The sequence below is a fragment of the Noviherbaspirillum aridicola genome (assembly GCF_019656455.1).
Lineage (GTDB): Bacteria > Pseudomonadota > Gammaproteobacteria > Burkholderiales > Burkholderiaceae_D > Noviherbaspirillum > Noviherbaspirillum aridicola.
In genome coordinates this window covers 1-14,437 of sequence record NZ_BPMK01000027.1, presented here as the reverse complement: position 1 = coordinate 14,437, position 14,437 = coordinate 1, and the positions used below count along the sequence as shown (strand labels likewise).

At 61.0% G+C, this 14,437-nt stretch carries 20 protein-coding genes and 1 tRNA gene; 8 read left to right on the top strand and 13 right to left on the bottom strand.

Features of this window, described 5'->3' with window-relative positions:
* Positions 1 to 110, top strand: a 110-nt coding sequence (locus NCCP691_RS21670) for an integrase core domain-containing protein (RefSeq protein WP_217021575.1), incomplete at its 5' end; no start/stop codon positions are given.
* Positions 111 to 123: 13 nt separating this feature from the next.
* Here NCCP691_RS21670 and NCCP691_RS20965 read toward each other — a convergent pair.
* From NCCP691_RS20965 to NCCP691_RS20955, 3 genes are all read right to left on the bottom strand, one after another.
* Complete coding sequence (locus NCCP691_RS20965) at positions 124 to 1,074, bottom strand: SIR2 family protein (protein WP_238482538.1); 951 nt, start codon at positions 1,072 to 1,074, stop codon at positions 124 to 126.
* 81 nt (positions 1,075 to 1,155) lie between these two features.
* A complete protein-coding gene (locus NCCP691_RS20960) occupies positions 1,156 to 2,073 on the bottom strand; it encodes a hypothetical protein (protein ID WP_220810521.1) in 918 nt (305 codons plus the stop codon).
* Between the two features lie 8 nt (positions 2,074 to 2,081).
* Positions 2,082 to 3,131 carry a site-specific integrase gene (locus tag NCCP691_RS20955; protein ID WP_220810520.1) on the bottom strand — a complete coding sequence of 350 codons (1,050 nt, stop codon included), beginning with the start codon at positions 3,129 to 3,131 and terminating at the stop codon, positions 2,082 to 2,084.
* A gap of 108 nt (positions 3,132 to 3,239) precedes the next feature.
* On the opposite strand from NCCP691_RS20955, the gene NCCP691_RS20950 reads away from it, so the two are divergent.
* Positions 3,240 to 3,314 (top strand) — tRNA-Arg (locus tag NCCP691_RS20950).
* 25 nt (positions 3,315 to 3,339) lie between these two features.
* Here NCCP691_RS20950 and NCCP691_RS20945 read toward each other — a convergent pair.
* Together NCCP691_RS20945 and NCCP691_RS20940 are read right to left on the bottom strand one after the other, a co-directional pair.
* Positions 3,340 to 3,825: an MgtC/SapB family protein gene (locus NCCP691_RS20945; RefSeq protein ID WP_220810519.1), complete on the bottom strand. Its 486-nt coding sequence runs from the start codon at positions 3,823 to 3,825 to the stop codon at positions 3,340 to 3,342.
* 21 nt (positions 3,826 to 3,846) lie between these two features.
* Positions 3,847 to 4,161, bottom strand: a complete 315-nt coding sequence (locus NCCP691_RS20940; RefSeq protein WP_238482539.1) for a DUF3135 domain-containing protein — start codon at positions 4,159 to 4,161, stop codon at positions 3,847 to 3,849.
* Between the two features lie 409 nt (positions 4,162 to 4,570).
* On the opposite strand from NCCP691_RS20940, the gene NCCP691_RS20935 reads away from it, so the two are divergent.
* Both NCCP691_RS20935 and NCCP691_RS20930 read left to right on the top strand, forming a co-directional pair.
* Positions 4,571 to 4,747 carry a hypothetical protein gene (locus NCCP691_RS20935; protein WP_220810517.1) on the top strand — a complete coding sequence of 59 codons (177 nt, stop codon included), beginning with the start codon at positions 4,571 to 4,573 and terminating at the stop codon, positions 4,745 to 4,747.
* Positions 4,748 to 4,818: 71 nt separating this feature from the next.
* Entirely contained in the window at positions 4,819 to 5,670 is an 852-nt protein-coding gene (locus NCCP691_RS20930) for a fumarylacetoacetate hydrolase family protein (RefSeq protein ID WP_220810516.1), read from the top strand.
* 6 nt (positions 5,671 to 5,676) lie between these two features.
* Here NCCP691_RS20930 and maiA read toward each other — a convergent pair whose 3' ends face one another.
* The 6 genes from maiA to NCCP691_RS20900 form a co-directional block, all read right to left on the bottom strand.
* The gene (gene maiA, locus NCCP691_RS20925; protein ID WP_220810515.1) at positions 5,677 to 6,321 is read right to left on the bottom strand and encodes a maleylacetoacetate isomerase; all 645 of its coding nucleotides are present in this window, start codon (positions 6,319 to 6,321) and stop codon (positions 5,677 to 5,679) included.
* A gap of 16 nt (positions 6,322 to 6,337) precedes the next feature.
* Positions 6,338 to 7,033: a fumarylacetoacetate hydrolase family protein gene (locus NCCP691_RS20920; RefSeq protein WP_220810514.1), complete on the bottom strand. Its 696-nt coding sequence runs from the start codon at positions 7,031 to 7,033 to the stop codon at positions 6,338 to 6,340.
* A gap of 159 nt (positions 7,034 to 7,192) precedes the next feature.
* A complete protein-coding gene (locus NCCP691_RS20915; protein WP_220810513.1) occupies positions 7,193 to 7,918 on the bottom strand; it encodes an ABC transporter ATP-binding protein in 726 nt (241 codons plus the stop codon).
* The gene (locus NCCP691_RS20910) at positions 7,919 to 8,689 is read right to left on the bottom strand and encodes an ABC transporter ATP-binding protein (protein WP_220810512.1); all 771 of its coding nucleotides are present in this window, start codon (positions 8,687 to 8,689) and stop codon (positions 7,919 to 7,921) included.
* Between the two features lie 9 nt (positions 8,690 to 8,698).
* Complete coding sequence (locus tag NCCP691_RS20905; RefSeq protein WP_220810511.1) at positions 8,699 to 9,910, bottom strand: ABC transporter permease subunit; 1,212 nt, start codon at positions 9,908 to 9,910, stop codon at positions 8,699 to 8,701.
* Between the two features lie 22 nt (positions 9,911 to 9,932).
* Positions 9,933 to 10,862 (bottom strand): branched-chain amino acid ABC transporter permease, encoded by a 930-nt coding sequence (locus tag NCCP691_RS20900; protein WP_220810510.1) that lies wholly within the window; start codon positions 10,860 to 10,862, stop codon positions 9,933 to 9,935.
* Positions 10,863 to 11,261: 399 nt separating this feature from the next.
* Here NCCP691_RS20900 and NCCP691_RS20895 point away from each other — a divergent pair, with 399 nt between their 5' ends.
* Positions 11,262 to 11,405 carry a hypothetical protein gene (locus tag NCCP691_RS20895; RefSeq protein WP_220810509.1) on the top strand — a complete coding sequence of 48 codons (144 nt, stop codon included), beginning with the start codon at positions 11,262 to 11,264 and terminating at the stop codon, positions 11,403 to 11,405.
* A gap of 30 nt (positions 11,406 to 11,435) precedes the next feature.
* Here NCCP691_RS20895 and ispH read toward each other — a convergent pair whose 3' ends face one another.
* Together ispH and NCCP691_RS20885 are read right to left on the bottom strand one after the other, a co-directional pair.
* Positions 11,436 to 12,374 (bottom strand): 4-hydroxy-3-methylbut-2-enyl diphosphate reductase, encoded by a 939-nt coding sequence (gene ispH, locus NCCP691_RS20890; RefSeq protein WP_220810508.1) that lies wholly within the window; start codon positions 12,372 to 12,374, stop codon positions 11,436 to 11,438.
* 38 nt (positions 12,375 to 12,412) lie between these two features.
* A complete protein-coding gene (locus tag NCCP691_RS20885; protein ID WP_220810507.1) occupies positions 12,413 to 12,865 on the bottom strand; it encodes an FKBP-type peptidyl-prolyl cis-trans isomerase in 453 nt (150 codons plus the stop codon).
* A gap of 163 nt (positions 12,866 to 13,028) precedes the next feature.
* Here NCCP691_RS20885 and radC point away from each other — a divergent pair, with 163 nt between their 5' ends.
* The 3 genes from radC to rpmG all read left to right on the top strand — a co-directional run bounded on the left by radC (position 13,029) and on the right by rpmG (position 14,256).
* Positions 13,029 to 13,703, top strand: coding sequence for a RadC family protein (radC, locus tag NCCP691_RS20880; protein WP_220810506.1), 675 nt, complete (start codon positions 13,029 to 13,031; stop codon positions 13,701 to 13,703).
* Between the two features lie 126 nt (positions 13,704 to 13,829).
* Positions 13,830 to 14,066 carry a 50S ribosomal protein L28 gene (rpmB, locus tag NCCP691_RS20875; protein WP_220810505.1) on the top strand — a complete coding sequence of 79 codons (237 nt, stop codon included), beginning with the start codon at positions 13,830 to 13,832 and terminating at the stop codon, positions 14,064 to 14,066.
* Between the two features lie 22 nt (positions 14,067 to 14,088).
* A complete protein-coding gene (gene rpmG / locus NCCP691_RS20870) occupies positions 14,089 to 14,256 on the top strand; it encodes a 50S ribosomal protein L33 (protein ID WP_220810504.1) in 168 nt (55 codons plus the stop codon).
* Positions 14,257 to 14,437: the final 181 nt, after the last annotated feature.

Below are 14,437 nucleotides of genomic sequence, written 5' to 3'. Positions count from 1 at the left end.
GGTGCCAGGAATACAATAACGACCGGCCGCACAGCTCACTCGGGTACCTGACGCCAAAGCAGTTCGCAGATAGTTTTTTAACCGCAGACTCTAATTTGGTTTCGTACTAAATTGGGGAGCAGGTCAGATCTTCTCAAGCGGCTTGTCACTGCAGAACGCCTTGAAAACCCACTCGTAGGAACTTGCCACAATACTTTTCAGCCGAATGCTCCGGCCGCCGCTAACCGCAATAAGCTTCTCACGCGGTGGGTTGCTTTCGGCATTGATCGTATTGTCCCATTCGAGGATATAAATATTTGGGATTACGTCCGCCTGCTCCGGGAGCATGTGATCAATTTCTTCGAGAATCGCCCGAATGTTCTCGTCACTGGCGCTATAACCAACAAATAGCAGCGGGTGCTCCACAAAGTATGTCAATAGCTTCGCGCTGAGATATTTTTTGTCGGTCTCAAACTTCTGGTAGTCCTCGGCGGTCAAGGTGAGCGACAGAGGGTCGGAGACACACCCATGAATTTTGAAGATTTCGCCGATCGAAAGGTACGATTGGCGAATTACTTGCTGGCCAATCACACGCTCATAGTCGGAAAACATTGGAGCGAGTAACTCGTCATAGTTCGTTGTGATTATGGCGTGTGGATTAATCTGCTTGAGCGCCTCGATTTCCGCGTCCAATTCTGGCGAGCCATAGGAGCCCTTTTTCGAAGGTCCAAGCGCTGAGAGACGAAGCGATACGGCATATTTCAGAAAGACGTCGGACGGGTACTGGGCATCAAAATAGTGTTCAGGAAACTGCTTGCGTCCCTTCCCCCATGCCCATTCCTTGTACGCCTTCGCATATTCTGTCCCGACTTGTGGAAGAGACATCCCAGATTGGCGGTAGTAAGCAACATCGCGATCAATCAGGGGGCAAGCGGAGGCGAGTTCTCGTAGCAAGGCCTCCCAGTTTGGAGCACTAGCATAACGGGCCGAAAATCCCGATCCAATGAACAAGATCGGTTGGCACTCGTGTTTTGCGATAACACCCGCTATGTCAGCTGTGACATCCGTCTGGTACTGCTTGTAGTCTTGCGCCATCACCAATTCCCCTTGGTTCGAACTGCCGCAGTATATTTGCTTTTCAGAAAGTTCGCCTATTTGGTTAGTTAGGCAGGATGACTACCAGTCTTGGCTCCGAAACACTTCCCCCACCCGCAGGAACCGGTGATGATCCAATGTCATCGCATGTGTCGTGGTGTGAAAAGCAACTTCGTGCAATGTCTGAAGAGGTCCGCCGCTCTCGACTCTCGCGGGTACGTCCAGCTGGACGGCTGCACCGAGTGTTCTCATATCCCGGCCCGGTTTTTCCCATAGATGCTTAAACTGGGATATGAAACGCTTGTTGATCTCGCCGGCGGCAGCGCCGAGGGAGTCGAAGGTAGGCCCGGTCAGAACGCCGAGCTCTTCGTTGACGATCTTACCTGTTGAGAAAAATGCCAGCCCTCGTGTGATTTCTGACGAGGATGAGGAGCGATACCGTTTCTCGAGCTGAGCAATTGCATCCTTTATTCGACGCTCGACCTTCGCAGCAGACTTCAGCCTCTTGCACTCGACGTAAAGAGTGAACTCCCCCATATCGACCTTCAGGTCTGCTTCGTGGTCAAAGTCAATCCGATAACCCTGCCGAGCAAAACGAGCCGCAGCCGATAGCTCCAAACTGAAGTCCCTTCCTGACCGATCCGTGTTGTCCATCACGTACAACTCGTGGCCCTTCAGAGCGTCCTTCAGCCTGTCGATCAGCCCGGCATCCGAGAGACTCTTGAGGCCAGCAAAAATCCGTACCAGTTCGGAACGCTCGTACGCTGCGTTGACGAACTCTGCGAACGAGTACTTATCGTTAAATTCATCGATCCTGTTTTCCCGGTGGGCCTCAGCCAACTCTGTGAACAGAGTGCGATATCTGCCGATTCGGGTACGTGAATATTCGATGCCTAGACTAGTCAGCCAGTCACACACTCGTTCCAGTTCAGACGCGGCATCTACATATGTAATCTCGTCACTGAACCGCCCAGACATCAGCGATACCAATCCATCCATGCGCGACCTCAGGAACGGTTGGTGTCGGCGGGCACATCGTCAGCCACTTGCGCCCGGTGCAGGTCTTCCGGCTTCAGATTGGTGTACCGCTTCAGATGACGCCAATCCTTGTGTCCTGTAACTAGGGCAACCTGCTGGATCTCGTAGCCCTGCTCGAACAGCTTCGACGTGCCCTCGTGCCGCAGGTCGTGCAGGTGCAGGTCGGGAATCCCCAGCGCCTTGCAGGTCTCCTTGAAATACTTCGACAGCGTCTGGGGGTGCACCGGGAAGATCCGGTCGTCGTCCGCCTTCTTCTCCTGCCGCTTCAGCAGCCGGTAGGCATCACCGAGGAGCGGCACCCATTCGTCGTTGCCGAGCTTCTTTCGGGGATGCTTCCGGTCGCGGATCATCACCAGCTTTTTCTTCTCGTCGACGTCCGGCCAGACGATCCGGCAGACCTCACCGCGGCGCATTGCCGTCAGGACTGCGAATTCCACTGCGTCGGCGTACCGCCCGCCATAGGTCTCGCGCAGGTGCTCGACGATACGCGGCAGTTCGTCTTCATTCGTCCGCCGCTCACGCTTCCCGCCGGCGCCGATCAGGCCTAGGTGAGTGAGCAGAGGCCGGGCCTGACCGACCGCGTCAGGGAGGGAGACCTTCAGCACCGCGGCGGCGTAGCGGATGACCGTCCCGAGCTTGCTGATCTCCATATTGCAGGTGTAGGGCCCGGCACCCTCTTCCTTGCGCATGCTGCAGTAGTCCACCAGGTCCTGCGCTGAGAGCGAGCCGGCGCGCTTGTCGCCCAGCCCCTCGTTCAGGTGCTTGAGCATGTAATGCTCGTTGGAAGTGTCGGCAATCGGCCGCGCCTTGTCGCGCAGGTCGCGATACGCCTGAATGACCTCGCTGATACGGAGGATACCCGGCTCTGCTACAATCTCGCCGCGGTCAATCTCGGCTTCTCTCTGGCGCGCCCAGGCCTCAGCCTGCGCCTTCACCTTGAAGGTTTTGCAGAGTGGCTTGTGCCCCTTCCGGCGTATCAATGCCCGCCAGGAAGAGCCGACCTTGGTGATGCTCGCCATGTATCACTCCCCGTATCACTTTGTATCACTGACGTAGTGAAACAGGATTATACGAGATGAGTGCTACAGAGTAGAGACAGGGTGTAAAATACCGCAAAACAAGGTCCGCTCGCCGTAGTTCAATGGATAGAACGAGTGCCTCCTAAGCGCTAGATACAGGTTCGATTCCTGTCGGCGGGACCATCCTCCCTTCCCTGCATTTCCCTGCCTACTCCCTGGCTCCCGGCTTCGGCTTCGGATGTGACAGCATCAGGATCGCCACGCCCAGTACGGTGGCGAAGATTGCGATCAGGTGCTGCCCCAGGCCCGTCGCCACGCCGATGGAGGCACTCAGCCAGACGCTGGCGGCGGTGGTCAGGCCTCTGACCTCCCTGCCCTCGGACAGCTTGATGATGGCGCCCGCACCGAGAAAGCCGATGCCGGAAATAAGGCCTTGCAGGACGCGGCTGAGTTCGTCGGACTCCATGCCCATCTGCGCGGGCACGACCACGAACAATGCGGCGCCGAGCGCGACCAGCATGTGGGTGCGGAAGCCGGCGGCGGTGCCGCGTTTTTCCCGCTCCAAGCCTATGACGGCGCCGAGCAGCACCGCCATGATCAGCCGCAGCGCGGAGCGCACGCCGGCGGATGCTTCCGAAAGGTTGGGGAGTTCGCTGCGCAAGGCAGCGGCGATGGCCTCGGGAAGACCTTCCATTCTGCGCGCGGCTTCGCTCCGTCAGGCGGCGCGCATGCGCTCGATCAGCACCCTCGCCTGCATGCCGGAGACCGCATGCAGGGCTTCATCCCAGGACGCCTGCAGGCGGTCGACCGAATCGCGCATCATACGGAAGGCGATGGCGGCGGCATCGACCGGGTCACGTGCCTCGGATCTCGCTTCCTCGATGCGCCGGAGCAGTTCTTCGAGCGAATCCCGGTGCTGGAGAGGCGCGGAGTCCACGGCTTCGCGCAGGAGGTGCCGCCTGAATCGCTCGAGCGCTTCCGGATCCTCGCGGTGAATCGCAAGCAGTACGTCGAAGTCGGGCAGATTCATGTTCACGGCGGTCTCCTTGTCATGTCAATGTGACATGTTTATCCGCGCGCACCCGGTCCTGCTTGTGCGCAGTCAATTCCGCTGGAGGCGGGTGATGTGTTGCCGCAACCGGAAAGAATTCAGCTCTCTCCGCCGTCTTCCAGCCTCAGCAATCCATCGATGCACGCGGCCACCACGGCGCCGCCGCCCAGCATGGCAAGCAAGGTAATCACTGCACTCAGCATGTCGCATCCCCTGTCACAGTAATGTCTCTATTCCAGCGAACCGCGGTGCGCACGACGTTGCGCGATCATGAACATGAGTGGTGTCTTTGTCGAAAAATGTTCACCTGATGAGAATGATCAAGCTCAATGAGGCAGGTGCCGCGGCGTGTAGGATAAGAGCAACTTGTCAACTTGCGAGACGACCGATGCCTGCATCCAGCGATGAAAAACTCGACGCCGCCGACTTGCCCGAAATCTCGATCTCCGGCGGATCCGTTCCCCCTTCCTGCGATGACGAGGACATGCAGATACCCGCTCCGTCCGAAATCGCCACCCGCATCAACCTGCTCGGCAAGCTGGTGATTCCGCGGACGCCGCGCTGAGCCACTGCAGCGCTCTCGCTCTTCGTTTATATTGGCCTGATTATTCCAACAGGCATCAGACAGGAGAGTGCATGAAGTTGCTGCGATATGGCCGCCCCGGCAAGGAGAAGCCCGGCCTTCTCGATCAGGAGGGCCGGCTGCGCGATTTGTCTTCGGTGATTCCCGACCTCGGTCCAACGGAGCTGTCGGACAAGGTCCTGCGACGACTGGCGAAGATTGATCCGTCGACCCTGCCGCTGGTTCGCGGCACACCCCGCCTGGGCGTGCCGGTCGCCGCCGTGGGCAAATTCATCGGTATCGGCCTGAACTACTCCGACCATGCGGCGGAGGCCGGCATGCCGATACCGAAGGAGCCGATCGTCTTCATGAAGGCGACCACCTCCCTGTCCGGCGCGAACGACCCGGTGATGCTGCCGCGCGGGTCGAAAAAGAGCGACTGGGAAGTCGAACTCGGCGTGGTGATCGGCACGATGGCCCGCTCGGTGAGCGAAAAGGACGCGCTCGCGCATGTGGCCGGCTATTGCATAGTCAACGATGTCTCGGAGCGCGAATATCAGCTCGAGCGCGGCTCGCAATGGGACAAGGGCAAGGGGTGCGACACCTTCGGCCCCGTCGGCCCGTGGCTGGTGACGCGCGATGAAGTGCCGAATCCGCAGCGCCTTGAACTCTGGCTCGAACTGAACGGCGAGCGGGTACAGAGCGGGAATACGCGCACCATGATCTTTTCGGTGGCGAAGATCGTCAGCTACGTGAGCCGTTTCATGACACTGATGCCGGGCGATATCATCACCACCGGCACGCCGCCCGGCGTCGGCATGGGCATGAAACCGCAGCGCTTTCTCAAGCGCGGCGACGAGATGGTGCTGGGGATCGACGGCCTGGGAGAACAGCGCCAGGCCGTCGTCGCCTATCAGGCAGGCTGAGCCTTTCTACTCCGCGTCCGGCTGCGCGGCCGGCGCGGCCCTGGCGAACGCATCCAGCGCGAGGCAGGCGTCGTTGATGCGCAGGATGGTCGGCATCGCCGACAGGTCGCATTCCAGGCGTCGCGCATTGGCGACCTGCGGCACCAGGCAGCAGTCCGCCAGGCCGGGTGTGTCGCCATAGCAGAAGGTGCCGACGCGCTTGTCCCTCGCCAGCGTGGTTTCGAGCGCCGCCAGTCCCTGCTCGCACCAGTGCCGGTACCAGGCGTTCTTGTCTTCCTCGCTGACCTTCAGATCGCGCACGAGGTAGCGCAGAACCCGCAGGTTGTTAAGCGGATGAATGTCGCACGCGATCGAGAGCGCGAGGCCGCGCACCCATGCGCGGTCGAGCGGGGATTGCGGCAGCAGCGGCGGCTGCGGCTGCGTCTCCTCCAGGTACTCGATGATGGCGAGGGACTGCTGGAGCGCGGCGCCCTCCACTTCCAGCGCCGGTACCAGCCCGTCCGGATTGAGCTTGCGGTACTCCGGCGTCAGTTGCTCGCCGCCGTCGCGCAGCAGGTGCACGGGTACGGTGTCATAGGCGATGCCCTTCAGGTTGAGGGCGATGCGGACCCTGTAGGACGCCGAGCTTCGAAAATAACTGTAGAGCTTCATCGGCCGCTCCCCGATCTCAAACCAGCTTCACGCGCAGCTGGCCGACGCCGTCGACTGCGCCTTCCAGCAGGTCGCCCTTCTGTACCGCGCCGACCCCCTCGGGGGTGCCCGTGAAAATCAGGTCGCCAGGCTGCAGCGTGTAGAACTTCGACAGGTGCTCGATCGTCTCGGCGATGTTCCAGATCATGTTGTCGATGGTGCTGCGCTGGCGCGGGCCGCCGTTGACCGTCAGGCTGATGGTCGCGCTCGGCTGCAGCTGCGCCTGCTGCGCGGGACAGATCGGGCTGATGGGTGCGGAGTGGTCGAAGCCCTTTCCGGTGCACCAGGGCCGACCGAGTTTTTTGGCCTCGCCCTGCAGGTCGCGGCGCGTCATGTCCAGTCCGACCGCGTAACCCCAGACGTGCTGCATGGCGTCCGCCGCGGCGATGTTGCTGCCGCCCTTGCCGATCGCGACCACGAGTTCGATTTCGTGGTGCAGGTCCGCGGTCATCGGCGGATACGGCATTTCGCCGGTGCTGCCCGGGGCGACCGGCAGTACGGCGTCGGCCGGCTTCATGAAGAAGAACGGCGCCTCGCGGCCGGTTCCGCCCATTTCCTTCGCGTGCTCGGCGTAGTTGCGGCCGACGCAGTAGATGCGGTGGACCGGAAAGTATGCGTCGCTGTTGGCTACGGGAACGGCAGCAATGGCTGCGGGCGGAATGGCGAACTGCATGGTCTGCTCCTTGTATTGATTGAATGGCTGTGCGTCGCTTTGCGCGCAGCGCGTCGGAGGATTATGCCACCGGCTCGTTTCGCGCGCGGGTGCACGCGCCGGACGAAAAAAAACCGCCCCGGCAATGCGGGGCGGTTTCGGATCGGATAAGAGGAAGGATCAGCCTTCGCCGAGATAGGCTGCGCGCACCTTGGGATCGTCCAGCATGTCCTGCGCGTTGCCGCTCATGGTGATCAGTCCCGAGTCCATCACGTAGCCGCGGTGCGCGGCCTGCAGCGCCAGCTTCGCATTCTGCTCGACGAGCAGAATGGTCACGCCCTGCGCCGACACGTTGCGCACCACTTCAAAGATCTTCTCGACCATGATCGGCGACAGGCCCATCGAGGGCTCGTCGAGCAGCAGCAGCTTGGGATGGCTCATCAGCGCGCGTGCCATCGCCAGCATCTGCTGTTCGCCGCCGGAGAGCGTGCCGGCCAGCTGGGCGGAACGTTCCTTCAGGCGCGGGAAGACGCCGAACCATTTGTCGATGTCCGCCTGGATGGCTGCCTTGTCGTTGCGGATGTAGGCGCCCATCAGCAGGTTTTCGAGGATGGTCATGCGGGTGAAGACACCGCGGCCCTCCGGCACCATCGCCAGATGGCGCTTGACCAGTTCGAACGAATTGGTGCCCTGGATATTGGCGCCCGAGTAGACGATCTGCCCCTCCACCTTGCATCCGGGCAGGGTGCCGGTGATGGCTTTCAGGGTGGTCGTCTTGCCGGCGCCGTTGGCGCCGATCAGCGTGACCAGCTCGCCCTTGTTGACTTCGAGGTCGATGCCCTTGACTGCCTGGATACCGCCATAAGCGATCTTCAGACCGCTGATCTTCAGAATGTTTTCGTTCATTTAGTGCCCACCTCCCAAGTACGCCTCGATCACCGCCGGGTTGCTCTGCACCTCAGCCGGCACGCCTTCCGCGATCGGCTTGCCGTAATCGAGCACGGTGAGGCGGTCGCACAGGCCCATCACCAGCTTCACGTCGTGTTCAATCAGCAGAATCGTCTTGCCTTCGGACTTGATCTTCACCAGCAGTTCGCGCAGCGCGAGCTTTTCGGTCGCGTTCATGCCGGCGGCGGGTTCATCCAGCGCCAGCAGCTGCGGATCGGTTGCGAGCGCGCGTGCGATCTCCAGGCGGCGCTGGTCGCCGTAGGACAGGTGACGCGAGGTGCGGTGCGCGAACTGGGCGATGCCGACGAAGTCGAGCAGCTCCATCGCGCGGCGGCGGATGGCCGCTTCTTCTTCGCGCGCGGCCTTGTGGTGGAACACCGCGCCGAACACGCCCTGGTGGCTGCGCACGTGGCGACCGACCATGACGTTTTCCAGCGCCGACATCTCGCCGAACAGGCGGATGTTCTGGAAGGTGCGGGCAATGCCCGCCTTCGCGACTTCGTGCGGGGCCGACGGCGAGTACGGCTTGCCGGCGAGTTCGAAGCTGCCCGAATCGGGCTGGTACAGGCCGGTGATCACGTTGAAGAATGTGGTCTTGCCCGCGCCGTTCGGACCGATCAGGCCGTAAATCTGGCCGCGCTTGATCTGGACGCTGACATCCGACAGCGCCTGCAGGCCGCCGAACCGCTTGTTGACACCCTTAATGTTGAGAATGACTTGTTCGCTCATGGATTTTCCTTATGCAGCCAGCGCGGCAGGCTCTTTCTCGTCGAGACGCTTGGTAGCGTTCGCCTCCATACGGTCTTCATGCCGCGGCGCCGGCCAGAGGCCCGACGGACGGTAGAGCATGATCACGACCATCGCCAGGCCGTACAGCAGCTGACGCAGCACTTCGGCCTCGATCAGCACGGTGCCGAACAGGTTGCGCTGCAACGGCTCCACCACGTGACGCAGCACTTCCGGCAGCGCGGCGAGGATGACACCGCCGAGCACCACGCCGGGAATGTGGCCGATACCGCCGAGCACCACCATGGCCAGCACGGCGATCGACTCCATCAGCGAGAAGGACTCGGGGGAGACGAAACCCTGGAACGAGGCGAACATCGCGCCGGCGACGCCACCGAAGGAGGCGCCCATGGCGAAGGCGAGCAGCTTGACGTTGCGGGTATTGATGCCCATCGCCTTGGCGGCGACTTCATCTTCACGGATGGCGATCCAGGCCCGGCCCAGGCGGGAATGCTGGAGGCGGATCGAGATGAAGATGATGATCGCGCACAGCGTCAGGAACAGGAAGTAGTAGGCATTCACCGAAGGCATCGAGAACGAACCGATCTGCACGGTACCGCCCTCGCCCGCGAGCGAGACGCCGAAGATGCGGATCGGGTCAATCATATTGATGCCCTGCGGGCCGTTGGTGATGTTGACCGGCGCGTTCAGGTTGTTCATGAAGATGCGGATGATCTCGCCGAAGCCCAGCGTCACGATCGCGAGGTAGTCGCCGCGCAGTTTCAGCGTCGGTGCGCCGAGCAGCGCACCGAAGAATGCCGCGAGCGCAGCGCCCAGCGGAACGATCACCCAGACCGACAGGTGGATGCCGTTCTTGGCGGCCTCTTCGCCCACGATCCAGATCAGGGCTTCGCCCACGGCCGGATAGGTATTGACGAAGGATTCGAGCACCGCGGCGAACTGCGGCGACGCCAGCAGACCGGCCATGTAGGCGCCGACCGCATAGAACGCGATATAGCCGAGGTCGAGCAGACCGGCCATGCCGACCACGATGTTCAGCCCGAGCGCAAGCATGATGTACAGCAGCGCCAGGTCCATGATGCGCACCCAGGAATTGCCGAAGTTGGAGGCAATGAACGGGAATGCGAGCAGCACGATGCCGAGTACCGCGAAGCTCACGAAAGCCTTGCGCGGATGGTGTTTGACGTCGAATAGTGTGGACATGTTGAACTCCTTCTGATTCCGCTCAGGCGCGATCGGCAACGCGCTCGCCCATGATGCCGGACGGACGCAGGGTAAGGACAATGATGAGCACGATGAACGCGAAGATGTCCTGGTAGTGGCTGCCGAGGAATCCGCCCGTCAGGTCGCCGATATAGCCGGCGCCGAGGCTCTCGATCAGGCCGAGCAGGATGCCGCCCACCATGGCGCCGTAGATATTGCCGATGCCGCCGAGGACCGCGGCCGAGAATGCCTTCAGGCCGGGCACGAAGCCCATCGCGAATTGCGCGGACGAGTAGTTCGCACCCCACATCACGCCGGCGACCGCCGCGAGCGCGGCGCCGATGGCGAAGGTCATGACGATGACCTTGTTGGAGTCGACGCCCATCAGGCCGGCAACGCGCGGATTTTCCGCGGTGGCGCGCATCGCGCGGCCCATCCGGGTCTTTTCGACCAGCAGCACCAGGCCGACCATTGCCAGCGTTGCCAGGATCAGCAGCATGACCTGGGTCGGCGAAATCAGGGCGCCGCCGATGGTGAAGGGTTCGGCAGGCATCACCTGCGGGAAGGGAATCGGGCTGCGGCCCCAGATCATCATCGCGAACGTCTGCAGCAGGATGGACACGCCGATCGCGGTGATCAGCGGCGCCAGGCGCGGCGCGTTGCGCAGCCGGCGATAGGCGACGCGTTCGATGATGATGTTGACGACGATGCAGACGGGGATGGCGCCCGCGATCGCAATCAGGATCTTGACCACGCCGGGCAGATCGGGGGCGACGCTCTGAACGATGTTCAGGATGGTCACGGCCATCATGGCGCCGATCATGAGCACGTCGCCATGGGCGAAGTTGATCAGGTTAAGCACGCCGTACACCATCGTGTAACCCAATGCGACCAGGGCGTACATGCTGCCCAGGACCAGCCCGTTGATGATTTGTTGGATAAATGTATCCATGTTTGCCTACTCTCTATAAAGACCGTTCAAATCGTTGTACAACTTTGGTTCGCCGCCCACCTGCACTGCCGCAAACCCGTTTCGGATAACAAAAACGGCACCCTCGTGCTGCCTTGGGTGCCGTCTGGACGAATGTCATCCTTACCGAAACAGGCCTGCCGCAATTATTCGAGTGGCGAAGGCGTGGTCAATGTGCATGCTCGTGTCTCCTTGATCCCGTCTTTGGTAAGAACTTTTATAGTTAGTGTTGCCTTTTGGGCCCACCCGAACCGGGCGGCATTATACCGACATTGTTCTGATTGGAAACCTTGGCCTTGCTTCAATTGCTGGGGTATCCACTCTAAACGCTGCGCCGTTCCGTCCGTGGCCCGAATGGCGCCGTCGGCAACTACACTTTATATGGAAAAAGTGGAAAGTCCCGGTTTTTCCGATGCGCCACCGGCGGCCGCGTTGACCGCCGCCTCAGCCGCAATGGCAGGCAGCAATCATAACGATTTAGGAGAAAAACAATTAATGGAAAAAACAAGCAGGTCCGAAATTTAATTCCGGGCTGGTGCCGGACCTGCCCGTCTTTCAGGCGCCCGCGGCGGCCAGTCCCTTGGGCATCGGGAAAGTGACGTTTTCCTCGGCGCCGTCCAGCGCACGCACGCTCTTTGCGCCGAGCTCCCTGAGGCGGTCGATCACTTCCTGCACCAGGATTTCCGGTGCGGAGGCGCCGGCGGTGACGCCGATGCGCTGACGGCCTTCGATCCAGGCGGCATCGATCTGGCTCGCGTTGTCGACCATATAGGCCGGCGTGCCGCGTTTCTGTGCGACTTCGCGCAGACGGTTGGAGTTGGAACTGTTCGGGCTGCCGACGACGATCACCACCTCGACCTGGGGCGCCATGAACTTGACGGCCTCCTGGCGGTTCGTCGTGGCATAGCAGATGTCCCCCTTCTTGGGTTCCGCGATATTGGGAAAACGGCGGCGCAGGGCCTCGATGATTTCCGCGGTGTCGTCCACCGACAGCGTGGTCTGGGACACGTAAGCGAGCAGGTCCGGGTTCTTCACCTGCAGCTTTTCGACATCCTCGACCGTCTCGACCAGGTACATTCCGCTCTCTGCCTGGCCCATCGTGCCCTCGACTTCGGGATGGCCGTCGTGGCCGATCATGATGATTTCCCGCCCCTCGCGACGCATCTTCAGCACCTCGACATGCACCTTGGTGACCAGCGGGCAGGTGGCGTCGAAGATGCGCAGTCCGCGCGCCCCGGCTTCGGCCTCGACGGCTTTCGACACGCCGTGGGCCGAGAAGATGACGGTGCTGCCCGCCGGCACATCGGCCAGTTCCTCGATGAAGACCGCGCCCTTGCGCCGCAGGTCGGCCACCACGTAGGCGTTGTGCACGATTTCGTGGCGCACGTAGATCGGCGCGCCGAAGGTTTCGAGCGCACGCTCCACGATATCGATCGCGCGGTCCACGCCGGCGCAGAAGCCGCGCGGCTGGGCGAGCAGTATTTCCTTATCCATGTTCTAACGATCCAGGTCGAAGGACGCCGCGCACGGCGTCAGAGTATGCCGATGATCCTGACTTCGAATTTTACCGGCTGCCCCGCCAGCGGGTGATTGAAGTCGAACACGGCGCCGTTGTCGTCAATCGAGCGCAGAACGCCCGCGAACCGTCCGCCCGAAGGCGCATTGAACTCGACCAGGTCGCCCACGGCATAGTCCTCACCCGCCAGCGAATTCTCGGCGAGGGTCGCGCGGGACACGCGTTGGATCAGCTCGGGATTGCGCGGACCGAAAGCCTGCTCCGGGGTCAGCTCGAAGACTTCGTGCGCGCCTTCCGGCAGGCCGAGCAGGCAAGCCTCGAGAAAGGGCGCGAGCTGGCCGGTTCCGAGCTGCAGCGTGGCCGGGTTCTCTTCGAACGTACTAACAATGTTCGCCCCTTCGCTGGAGGCAAGGCGGTAATGCAGCGTCAGGTAGGCCGACGGCGTGACAACGGGCTGAGAGTCTGGCATGGCGGGACGGAGTAAAAGTAACCCGCTATTGTAATCGAGCTTCGGAGGCCGCGCCCCGCCCCGCCGGGTACGCGCAGCACGGGGCATGGGCGGATCAAGAAATTGCGCCTTAGACAATTGCATTCTTTATAATGACAGCCCCAATTCCAGGAGGTGCACTGTCATGCGAATCAACGAGTGGCCCGAAGACGAACGCCCGCGCGAGCGACTGATCAAGCAGGGCCCGGAACAGCTCTCGGACGCGGAACTGCTCGCGGTCTTCCTGCGCGTCGGCACCACCGGGAAAAGCGCGGTCGACCTGGGCAGGGAAATACTCCAGCACTTCGGCTCGCTCAATGCCATGTTCAATGCATCGCTGGAGGCGTTCTCGGAGCTGAACGGGCTCGGCCCGGCCAAGTATGCGCAGCTGCAGGCGGTCATGGAGCTCGCCCGCCGGGCGCTGTCGGAGCAATTGCAGAGCGGCGAGGTGCTGTCGTCGCCGCGCGCGGTCAGGCAATACCTGCAGCTGCTGCTCGCCTCCAAGTCTCACGAAGCCTTTGTCGTGCTTTTCCTCGATACCCGCAACCGCCTGATCACCGCCGAGGAGCTGTTCCGCGGCACCCTGTCGCATACCAGCGTTTATCCGCGCGAAGTCGTCAAGGCGGCGCTGGAGCACAACGCGGCCAGCATCATCGTCGCCCACAACCATCCTTCCGGGGCACCGGAGCCGAGCGCCGCCGACCGCAGCCTGACGCTCGCGCTGAAGCAGGCGCTCAACTTGGTCGACGTACGCATCCTCGACCATTTCATCGTGGCGGGCACCACGATTTATTCGTTTGCCGAGCACGGCGAAATGTAGGCTACACAATTGTTAAATCAAATTTTCGGTCATTGACACACTTATTTTCCGCAAGTCCTTGAAATGCTTAATTTTTCTGGCTATACTCGCGGTTTTTCCAATTCTGGACTCAATAAGGAGTGAAACATGGCACGTGTTTGCCAAGTCACCGGGAAGAAGCCGATGGTCGGCAACAACGTTTCCCATGCCAACAACAAGACCAAGCGTCGCTTCCTGCCAAACCTGCAGAACCGCCGCATCTTCGTTGAATCCGAAAACCGCTGGGTCTCCCTGCGCGTATCGAACGCCGGCCTGCGCGTGATCGACAAGATCGGCATCGACGCCGTCCTCGCAGACATGCGTGCTCGCGGCGAGAAAATCTAAGCGGACTCTCTAGGAAATCATCATGGCAAAATCTAACCGCGACAAAATCAAGCTGGAATCGACCGCAGGTACCGGCCACTTCTACACCACCACGAAGAACAAGCGCACGATGCCCGAGAAAATGACGATCATGAAGTTCGATCCGAAAGCTCGCAAGCACGTCGAATACAAGGAAACCAAGATCAAGTAGTCCTGGTTTCAGTAAAGCAAAGGCCTCGCAGATGCGAGGCCTTTTTCATTTGCATGACCCGTCCTGAAATGCGTTGACACTTTTTTGGAGGTGTCAAATGGACAGAGGGATCAAGCGTACGCAGCGGGACTACACGCTGGCTTTTAAGTTGGCGGTAGTTGACGAGGTGGAAAAAGGCGAG

Excerpts from the sequence above, each read along its gene's own strand:
- NCCP691_RS20965 (WP_238482538.1), bottom strand. The coding sequence starts at position 1,074 with ATGGCGCAAGACTACAAGCAGTACCAGACGGATGTCACAGCTGACATA.
- NCCP691_RS20960 (WP_220810521.1), bottom strand. The coding sequence starts at position 2,073 with ATGGATGGATTGGTATCGCTGATGTCTGGGCGGTTCAGTGACGAGATT.
- NCCP691_RS20955 (WP_220810520.1), bottom strand. The coding sequence starts at position 3,131 with ATGGCGAGCATCACCAAGGTCGGCTCTTCCTGGCGGGCATTGATACGC.
- NCCP691_RS20945 (WP_220810519.1), bottom strand. The coding sequence starts at position 3,825 with ATGGAAGGTCTTCCCGAGGCCATCGCCGCTGCCTTGCGCAGCGAACTC.
- NCCP691_RS20940 (WP_238482539.1), bottom strand. The coding sequence starts at position 4,161 with ATGAATCTGCCCGACTTCGACGTACTGCTTGCGATTCACCGCGAGGAT.
- NCCP691_RS20935 (WP_220810517.1), top strand. The coding sequence starts at position 4,571 with ATGCCTGCATCCAGCGATGAAAAACTCGACGCCGCCGACTTGCCCGAA.
- NCCP691_RS20930 (WP_220810516.1), top strand. The coding sequence starts at position 4,819 with ATGAAGTTGCTGCGATATGGCCGCCCCGGCAAGGAGAAGCCCGGCCTT.
- maiA (WP_220810515.1), bottom strand. The coding sequence starts at position 6,321 with ATGAAGCTCTACAGTTATTTTCGAAGCTCGGCGTCCTACAGGGTCCGC.
- NCCP691_RS20920 (WP_220810514.1), bottom strand. The coding sequence starts at position 7,033 with ATGCAGTTCGCCATTCCGCCCGCAGCCATTGCTGCCGTTCCCGTAGCC.
- NCCP691_RS20915 (WP_220810513.1), bottom strand. The coding sequence starts at position 7,918 with ATGAACGAAAACATTCTGAAGATCAGCGGTCTGAAGATCGCTTATGGC.
- NCCP691_RS20910 (WP_220810512.1), bottom strand. The coding sequence starts at position 8,689 with ATGAGCGAACAAGTCATTCTCAACATTAAGGGTGTCAACAAGCGGTTC.
- NCCP691_RS20905 (WP_220810511.1), bottom strand. The coding sequence starts at position 9,910 with ATGTCCACACTATTCGACGTCAAACACCATCCGCGCAAGGCTTTCGTG.
- NCCP691_RS20900 (WP_220810510.1), bottom strand. The coding sequence starts at position 10,862 with ATGGATACATTTATCCAACAAATCATCAACGGGCTGGTCCTGGGCAGC.
- NCCP691_RS20895 (WP_220810509.1), top strand. The coding sequence starts at position 11,262 with ATGGAAAAAGTGGAAAGTCCCGGTTTTTCCGATGCGCCACCGGCGGCC.
- ispH (WP_220810508.1), bottom strand. The coding sequence starts at position 12,374 with ATGGATAAGGAAATACTGCTCGCCCAGCCGCGCGGCTTCTGCGCCGGC.
- NCCP691_RS20885 (WP_220810507.1), bottom strand. The coding sequence starts at position 12,865 with ATGCCAGACTCTCAGCCCGTTGTCACGCCGTCGGCCTACCTGACGCTG.
- radC (WP_220810506.1), top strand. The coding sequence starts at position 13,029 with ATGCGAATCAACGAGTGGCCCGAAGACGAACGCCCGCGCGAGCGACTG.
- rpmB (WP_220810505.1), top strand. The coding sequence starts at position 13,830 with ATGGCACGTGTTTGCCAAGTCACCGGGAAGAAGCCGATGGTCGGCAAC.
- rpmG (WP_220810504.1), top strand. The coding sequence starts at position 14,089 with ATGGCAAAATCTAACCGCGACAAAATCAAGCTGGAATCGACCGCAGGT.